This window comes from Rubrimonas sp. (assembly GCF_036788415.1).
GTDB lineage: Bacteria > Pseudomonadota > Alphaproteobacteria > Rhodobacterales > Rhodobacteraceae > Rubrimonas.
Genome location: NZ_DAIQNN010000110.1, coordinates 1 through 7,902, shown reverse-complemented (window position 1 = coordinate 7,902; position 7,902 = coordinate 1). Strand labels below are relative to the sequence as shown.

The 7,902-nt window shown below is 70.8% G+C and carries 7 protein-coding genes; 3 read left to right on the top strand and 4 right to left on the bottom strand.

What is annotated here, in order from left to right; all coding sequences use genetic code 11:
* From V7Q31_RS16030 to V7Q31_RS16020, 3 genes are all read left to right on the top strand, one after another.
* Nucleotides 1-317, top strand: a 317-nt coding sequence (locus V7Q31_RS16030; RefSeq protein WP_333834865.1) for a hypothetical protein, incomplete at its 5' end; no start/stop codon positions are given.
* Nucleotides 314-1,198 carry a 2-dehydro-3-deoxygalactonokinase gene (locus V7Q31_RS16025; RefSeq protein WP_333834864.1) on the top strand — a complete coding sequence of 295 codons (885 nt, stop codon included), beginning with the start codon at nt 314-316 and terminating at the stop codon, nt 1,196-1,198. The genes V7Q31_RS16030 and V7Q31_RS16025, both read left to right, overlap by 4 nt.
* A gap of 141 nt (nt 1,199-1,339) precedes the next feature.
* Nucleotides 1,340-1,942, top strand: a complete 603-nt coding sequence (locus V7Q31_RS16020) for a 2-dehydro-3-deoxy-6-phosphogalactonate aldolase (protein ID WP_333834863.1) — start codon at nt 1,340-1,342, stop codon at nt 1,940-1,942.
* A 194-nt stretch (nt 1,943-2,136) separates the two neighbouring features.
* On the opposite strand, the gene V7Q31_RS16015 is transcribed toward V7Q31_RS16020, so the two are convergent.
* The 4 genes from V7Q31_RS16015 to V7Q31_RS16000 form a co-directional block, all read right to left on the bottom strand.
* Nucleotides 2,137-4,245: a beta-galactosidase gene (locus V7Q31_RS16015; RefSeq protein ID WP_333834862.1), complete on the bottom strand. Its 2,109-nt coding sequence runs from the start codon at nt 4,243-4,245 to the stop codon at nt 2,137-2,139.
* Nucleotides 4,246-4,276: 31 nt separating this feature from the next.
* Complete coding sequence (locus tag V7Q31_RS16010) at nt 4,277-5,971, bottom strand: ABC transporter ATP-binding protein (RefSeq protein ID WP_333834861.1); 1,695 nt, start codon at nt 5,969-5,971, stop codon at nt 4,277-4,279.
* Nucleotides 5,968-7,134 (bottom strand): ABC transporter permease, encoded by a 1,167-nt coding sequence (locus V7Q31_RS16005; protein WP_333834860.1) that lies wholly within the window; start codon nt 7,132-7,134, stop codon nt 5,968-5,970. Before V7Q31_RS16005 ends, V7Q31_RS16010 begins: the two co-directional genes overlap by 4 nt.
* The coding region (locus V7Q31_RS16000; protein WP_333834859.1) for an ABC transporter permease at nt 7,131-7,902 on the bottom strand (772 nt) is incomplete at its 5' end. The genes V7Q31_RS16000 and V7Q31_RS16005, both read right to left, overlap by 4 nt.

Here is a 7,902-nt window from a genome sequence, read left to right as displayed (position 1 = left end):
GTGGCCTGATCCCCGCCCCGGACTTCCTCGCGGCGCAAGCCCGCATCTATGCGCTCTGGCGCGAGGGGCACGATACCGCGCTCTCCGAAGCCTGGGAGATTCACCGCCGCATCCTGCCGGCCATCGTGTTCATGTCGCGCTCACCGCCGGGAATGCTCTGCTACGGCAAGCGGCCGTTCGAGGCGCAGGCTGGCGTGGCGCCGGTGCTAGACCGCGCGCCGACGCTTGCGCCCTCCGACTTCGGCCTCGCTGAAACGGCCCGCCACCGCGCCGAGATCGACGCCGCGCTGCGCCCGGTCGAGAGTGCCGACGCATGAGCGGGCGCGTCTCTGTCTGCGTCGACTGGGGCTCGACCAATTTCCGGGCGTGGCGGTTCGAGGGCGTGCGCGCGGTCGAGTCGCGACAGTCTCCGGACGGCGGAATCCGCGACATGGCGCAGGGGGATTTCGAGCCGGCGCTCTTCGACCGGCTTGGCGACTGGATCGTCGGGGCGGACCGCGTCCTGTTGGCCGGGATGATCACGTCGCGCAACGGCTGGGTCGAAAGCCCGTATCTTGAATGCCCGGCCGCGGTCGAGGGGCTGCTGGGGCGTGCGGAGCGTCGCGCAGTGCGGGGAGTGGAGTGCGTCTTCCTACCCGGCCTGTGCCAGCGGACGCCCGCGCCCGACGTCATGCGTGGCGAGGAACTGCTGATCCTGGGGTCAATGGGCGGTGGGGCCGAGGAGACGATCGTGCTGCCGGGAACGCACAGCAAATGGGCCCGGGTCACCGACGGCGTGGTCCGCGGGTTCGGCACCTGGATGACCGGTGAGCTCTACGATCTCGTCCTGCGCCGCTCGCTGGCGGGCAGGTTGGCGCAGGAGGGGCCGCCGGATGACGCGGCCTTCGCCGCCGGGCTCGCAGCCGCGAAGGCCGGCAGGCCGCTCGGTGCGCTGTTCGCGGCGCGCTCCGGCGTGTTGCTGGGCGCGACGCCCGCGACCGGGGTGGCGGACTATCTGTCCGGCGTGCTGATCGGCGCCGAGATTTCGGAGGCCTGCGCCGGCGGCTTCGGCGGGTCCGCGCTGACGCTCGTCGGCGCGCCGGCGCTCGTGGAGCGCTACCGTATGGCGCTCGCCCGTTTCGGAGAGGGGCCGACGCGCATCGTGGACGCCGCGGCCGAGCGCGGTTTCGCCGCCGTCCTCGCCTCGGACGAAAAGTGAGCCGAGCCGGAGCCTTTCCAGGGATGCGGGGCTGGACAGGGGCGCCCGGTTTCGCGGAAGGGTGCCGCGACGCTCGCCGCCCAGCGCGGCGAGGAACCGCGATCCGTCGCGTCGACGGCGCCGAACCCTGAGGCGGTACCCATGTCGCGCCCACTCATCGCGATCCTGCGCGGCCTGACCCCGGACGAGGCCCTGCCTGTCGGGGAGGCGCTGATCGCTGCGGGCATCGACCGCATCGAGGTGCCGCTCAACTCTCCCGAACCGCTGGTCAGCATCGCCCGCCTCGCCGACGCCTTCGGCCGTGACGCCCTCGTGGGCGCCGGGACGGTGCTGACGGCGGGCGAGGTAGCGGCTGTGGCGCAAGCCGGCGGAAAGCTCATCGTGGCGCCCAACACCGACCCCGAGGTGATCGCGGCGGCGAAGGCGGCCGGTCTGACGTGCCTGCCTGGCGCCTTCACCGCAACGGAGTGCTTCGCCGCCCTTCGGGCCGGGGCCGATGGGCTGAAGCTGTTTCCAGCGGCGCAACTGGAGCCCGCAGGCCTCGCGGCGCTGCGCGCGGTGCTGCCGGCGGCGGTCGCGATGTATCCGGTCGGTGGGGTCGGCCCCGACGATTTCGCCGCGTGGCGGCGGGCCGGGGCCTCGGGATTCGGGTTGGGAAGCGCGCTTTACGCCCCCGGCAGGGCTGTCTGCGACATCGCCGCCCGCGCCCGCGCGCAGGTCGCCGCCTGGGATGCGGGCTACTGATCGCAGGTGCGATGTCCTAGCCGGCGGCAGTCATGGCCGGCTTTCGAAGCTCTCGCGCCAGAGGGGCTCCGAGTTTCGCGCGCGTTCGGAGGCGTCGGTCGGCTCCTGCGCCATCGAGGGGATCGCGCCTTGCCGCGGCGAAGGATGCGAGACTGACGGCGCCGCCACGACTGGGTTGCCGGGCGGCGCCATCGTTACTGCGACCATTGCAGCACCAGAGCGTCGCGAGGGGGGACGACGAAGCGGCCATCCTCCCACGAGCCGCTCTCGCCGATCCAGCGCCCCGATGCGCGCTCAGGGACTGCGCCGTCGACCAAGACCGCGCCGGATTGCGCGCTGCGGGTCGGGTTGACGAGCCAGAGACAGCGCTGACCGTCGCCCTCGTGCAGCCGCGCCAGCACGGTGGGGTTGGCGCACCGCACGCGCCGCGCGGGCGCCAGCCAGTCGAGGCAGGTGGAGAACCATCGGCGACCATCCTCGTTCTCCCGGTGGTGGTAGGTGCAGGCGGGCTGAGTGCCGACGAGCAGGGTGCGCCCTTCGCCGTGACGGTGCTCGACCACGGCGACGCGTCCGTCGGTGAAGCGGCCGCGTATGGTTCCACCTGCCGGCTCGTACGCCTGCAGAAAGCCGCCGCCGGTGACCGTCAGGCCGTCGAAAAGGAATCTCACGCGGTCGCCGATGTCGGGCATGAACTCGGCCTCGGTCTCGCGCGCGCCGAACAGCCGGTCGAGGCCTGCGCCGGGCTGGGTCTGCCAGACCCTGCCGCGATCGCCGAAATAGCCCGGGCACGCCTCGCATATCAGCGCGCCGCCGGCCTCCACCCAGTCGGCCAGCGCCTTTGCGCGCCGCTCGGGCAGCATGATCGGGTAGGGGAAATAGAGGGCCGCATAGTCCGCGATGTCGTCGATGTGCACCCAGTCGGGCTGGGCGCCGTTGTCGAGGAAGCCGCGATAGGCGCCCCACATCGACGCCGCATAGGTGTCGAAGCCGCCCTCGTGGCTCAAGAGCCGGTCGAAGGTCTGCGTTTCGGGACAGACCACAAGACCGACGTCGCCGCGCACCGGGTTTACGGCGAACAGGCCGGCCTGTTCGGGGTCGTTGGCCCACCGCGCGATGGCCGCGGCCATCTCGGAGCGCGGGGTCGGAGCGCCGTCCAGCCCGTATGAGCCGAAGGCCCCGAACAGCGGTCCGTCCAGCAGGGGACGGAAGCGCAGATTCATCATGCCCTTGGCGCCGCCGGCGAAGGAGGTCAGGCACCACAGCCGCAGATCCTCGGGCTCGGCGACGCGGCCGTCCTCCTTGTCGCGCCCCAACACCTGGGGCTGCATCCAGAGCGGCCCGCCCTGGCGCTCTGCGTGCCAGAACGGTTTGCCGCGGGAAGCGCCGCGGACGAGATCGGCGCCGAAGATGTTGCGCCACGGTTGGGCGCCCTTGCGGGCCTGTATCCACGTGTAGCCGTAGAGCTGCACCTTGGAGGCGGCGAGCCAGTCGTCACAGCCCCGCGCCGCCATGTCGGTGATCGCGCCGGCGACGCCGTGGGCCGCGATCAGCGCATCGGAGTCCACGGCGCGGATGGTGTCGATGCGCCACTGCATCTGGCCGTAGAAGTTGTCCCGCTTGAAGTCGGTCCAGTCGATACACTCGGGATACGGGGCGGTCTGGCTCGGCGGCTCGACATCTTCCCATTCCGCGTAGGAGTAGCGGTTCCATGCGACCGCAAGCGCATCGAGATCGCCGTATTTCTCGCGCAGCCAGTGGCGGAAAGCCCCCTTGGTGTGCGGGTTGAAGTCGACGTTCGGCGCATAGTTGCACTCGTTCCACACGTCATAGCCGATGAGGCCGGGGTGACCGCGGTAGCGCTCGGCCAGCGCGGTGAGGAAGGCGCCCGCGGCCTCCCGCACCGCCGGGCAGTTCAGCGTCAGCGTGCCGGCGCCGCCGCCGTTCGCGGCGAAGCCCCCCGTCGCGGCCGAGACCCCCATGATCGAGGGCAGCGGCCGGCCGTCCGCGCGCAGGACGCGACCGTCGGCGAACCGGCGCAGGCCCCAGTCCGGCGCGGCGTGTATGAGCTCCGCGATGATCGTGCCGATGCCGTGTTCGGCCGCGAGGTCGAGCTGACGATCATAGTCGCTCCAGTCGTAGCGGCCGGGCGCGCGCTCGATGGCGCTCCACATGAACCAGTGGCGGAACACGTTCAGCCCGTCAGCCGCCGCCTGGGCGTAATCGCGCGCCCAGTCATCGCGCGGCGGGTTCGACTTGCGGAAATAGACGGCACCGAAGGGGACCTGGGGCAGGGCTCGGCTCATGACGCCTCCGTTGTGGTTCGGGGACCGGCTTTCAGCCGGCGAAGCGGGTGCGGTTCGCCATGCGGCGGGCGCGAGGGTCGGGGCTTGGAACGGCGGATATCAACGCGCGCGTGTAGGGCTCGCGAGGGTCGCGGCAGACCTGCTCGGCGGTCCCGGTCTCCACGACGCGACCGCGGCGCATCACGATCACGCGGTCGCAGAAGTAGCGGACCACGGCGATGTCGTGGGAGATGAACAGGTAGCTCAGGGAAAGCCGCTGCTGCAGCGAAAGCATCAGGTCGAGAATCTGCGCACGGATCGAGACGTCGAGCGCGGACGTCGCCTCGTCGGCGACGATGACGCGCGGATCGAGCGCCAGCGCGCGCGCGATCACGACGCGCTGGCGCTGGCCGCCGGAGAAGGCGTGCGGATAGCGCTCGCGCGCCGCAGGGTCGAGGCCGACCAGATCCAGCAACTCCTCCACCCGCGAGGTCAGCGCGGCGCCGCGCGCGCGGCCGGCGACCCACAAGGGCTCGCCGACGATCTGGCCGATCGTCATGCGCGGATTCAGCGAGGCGTAGGGGTCCTGGAACACCATCCGCACCTGACGCCGGAAATCCGCCAGCGCGCGGCGGTCCATCCGCCTCACGTCCGCCTCGCGTCCCGGCTGGGATCGCCACGTCACCACGCCCTCGGTGGGCTCGACGACGCGCAGGATCAGCCTGCCGAGGGTTGTCTTGCCGGACCCGCTCTCGCCCACGATCCCGAGGTTTTCGCCGTCGCGCAGGTCGAAGGAGACGTCCTCGACCGCCCGCACGGCGCGTCCGAATGTCTTGCCGAGGCCCCGCACGCTCAGGATCGCCGGCGCGTCCGGCGATGGAGCGGCGCGGGGGCGCGGGGCCTCCAGCCTCGTGGTCGCGTCGAGCAGGCGTCGGGCGTAAGGGGTGCGGGGGCGCACCAGCACATCGGTCGCCGGGCCGGCCTCGACGATGCGGCCGTAGCGCATGACCGCGACGTCCTCGGCCACCTCCGCGACGATCCCGAGGTCATGGGTGATGAGCAGCATCGCCATGCCGCGCGCCTGCTGGAGCCGCAGGATCAGGTCGAGGATCTCGGCCTGCGTGGTGACGTCGAGCGCCGTCGTCGGCTCGTCGGCGATCAGCACGTCCGGTTCGCAGGCGAGCGCCATGGCGATCATCGCGCGCTGGCGCATCCCGCCCGAGTATTCGAACGGATAGCGGGCCGCCATCCGCTCGGGGTCCGCGATCTCGACCTGACGCAGGAGGTCCACCGTCGCCGCCTTCGCGGCTCGCCTGTCGAGCCCGCGGTGCAGCCGCAGCGCCTCGGCGATCTGCGAGCCGATGCTGTGGACGGGAGACAGCGAGCTCATGGGCTCCTGGAACACCAGCCCGATGCGACGGCCGCGGATGGCGCGGATCGCCCTGCCGGTCGGCGGCATGGCGGCGAGGTCCACCGTGCGGCCCTCGACGTCGAGCAGAATGCGTCCGGCGGTCATCCGCGCGGTGGGGTCGATCAGGCGCATGATGGCGCGCGCGGTGACGCTCTTGCCCGAACCGCTCTCGCCCACCAGCGCCAGCGTGCGCCCGCGCCGCAACTCGAAGGACACGTCGCGCACCGCATGCAGGATGTGGGTGCGCAGGTGAAAGTCGACGCTCAGCCCCTGAACGCTGAGCACCGCGCTCGCCCGCCGCGTCACGGTCTCCCGCGTCAGAGCGGCGACGTTCATGACGCGTAGGGGTCGGCGGCGTCGCGCAGACCGTCGCCCATGAAGTTCAGCGCGAGCACCGTCACGACGACCGAGCCGGCGGGCCAGATCAGCAGCCACGGGGCGGTCGAGACGGTGCGGATGTTCTGCGCGTCCTGCAGCAGCACCCCCCAGGAGACGACCGGCGGCTTCAGCCCGATCCCGAGGAAGGACAGCGCTGTCTCGGCGACGATCATCGTCGGGATGGCCAACGTGACGACCGCGAGGATGTGGCTCGTCAGGGAGGGGAGGATGTGACGGAAGATCACCCGCGTCTCGCCCGAGCCATCCAGCCTCGCCGCGGTGACGAAGTCCTCGTCGCGCAGCGACAGGAAGCGCCCGCGCACCTCTCGCGCCAGCGCCGTCCAGGCGACGAGCGAAACGATCAACGTGATGACGAAATAGACCGTCAGCGGAGACCAGGTGAGTGGAATGGCCGCCGCGAGCCCGAGCCAGAGCGGTATGGTCGGCATGGCGCTGACCACCTCGATGACACGCTGGATGCAGAGATCCACCCAGCCGCCATAGTAGCCCGACAGCGCCCCGAGCACGACGCCGATGCTCAGCGTCAGCGTGACGCCCAGCAGCCCGATCGTAGTCGAGGTGCGGGCTCCGAAGATCAGCCGACTGAGCAGGTCGCGCCCGAGCCGGTCCGCCCCCATCAGGAACATCGGTTGGTTCGGGTCGAGCGGCCCGAAGAGCCTGCGCGTCATCGGAACGACGCCCCAGAGCGCATAGGGCGGCCCCTCGACAAGGAGGCCGATGGGCACGATCCGGCTGTCGTCCACCACGAAGCTGCGCCGGAGCGCCACCGGGTCGATGGTGACCGCGTAGCCCTTCACGTGCGGAAGGAACACGCGCCCGCCGTCCGGCCCCGGCGCGAACAGCGCCACCGACTGCGGCGGCGCGTAGGAAAACTGCGGCCGGGCGCGGTCGGGCGGGCCGGGGGCGAGGAACTCGGCGAACGCGCCGACCAGATAGACGGCGACCACAACCGCCAGCGCGGCCACGGCGACCTTGTTGCGGGCGAACTTGCGCCGGATCAGCGTCCACTGCCCGGCCACGGCCACGTCCGCGGTGCGGCCGCCATCCCGCAGCGGGCTGATCGCCGGGCCGTCCTCCTCGATGTCGGGCGCGGCGGTCATCGGCCGAACCGGATGCGGGGGTCGAGCGCGGCGAGCAGCAGGTCGGAGATCAGCATGCCCACCAGCGTCAGCACGCCCATCAGCAGGATGAAGCTGCCCGCCAGATACATGTCCTGCGAGGTGAGCGCGCGCAGCAGCAACGGCCCCGCCGCCGGCAGGTTGAGCACGATGGCGGTGATCGTTGCACCCGAGATCAGCTCCGGGAGCACCCAGCCGATGGAGGAGATGAAGGGATTGAGCGCGATCCGGACGGGATAGCGCAAGATGACCCGATGCTCCGGCAGGCCCTTGGCGCGCGCGGTCAGGACATAGGGCTTGTTCAGTTCGTCCGAGAGATTGGCGCGCAGCACGCGAATCAAGCCCGCCGTGCCGGCCGTCCCGATGACCACGACGGGAATCCACAGGTTCGACAGCATGTCCCAGACCCGCGCCACCGACCACGGCGCCTCCTGGAACTCGGGCGAGAACAGCCCGCCGACGTTCTGCCCCAGATAGCGGAACGACAGATACATCAGCGTGAGCGCGAGGATGAAGTTGGGGATCGCGAGGCCGAGGAAGCCGAAGAAGGTGAAGACATGGTCGCCGACGGAATGCCGGTACACTGCTGAAAAGATGCCGATCGGCAACGACACGCCCCAGACAAACAGAAGCGCGGCCCCCGAAATAGCCAGCGTGACGCCCATCCGCTCCCAGATCAGTTCCGCTACCGGGCGATTCCACTCGAACGACCAGCCGAAGTCGCCACGGAAAACAATACCCGAGATCCAC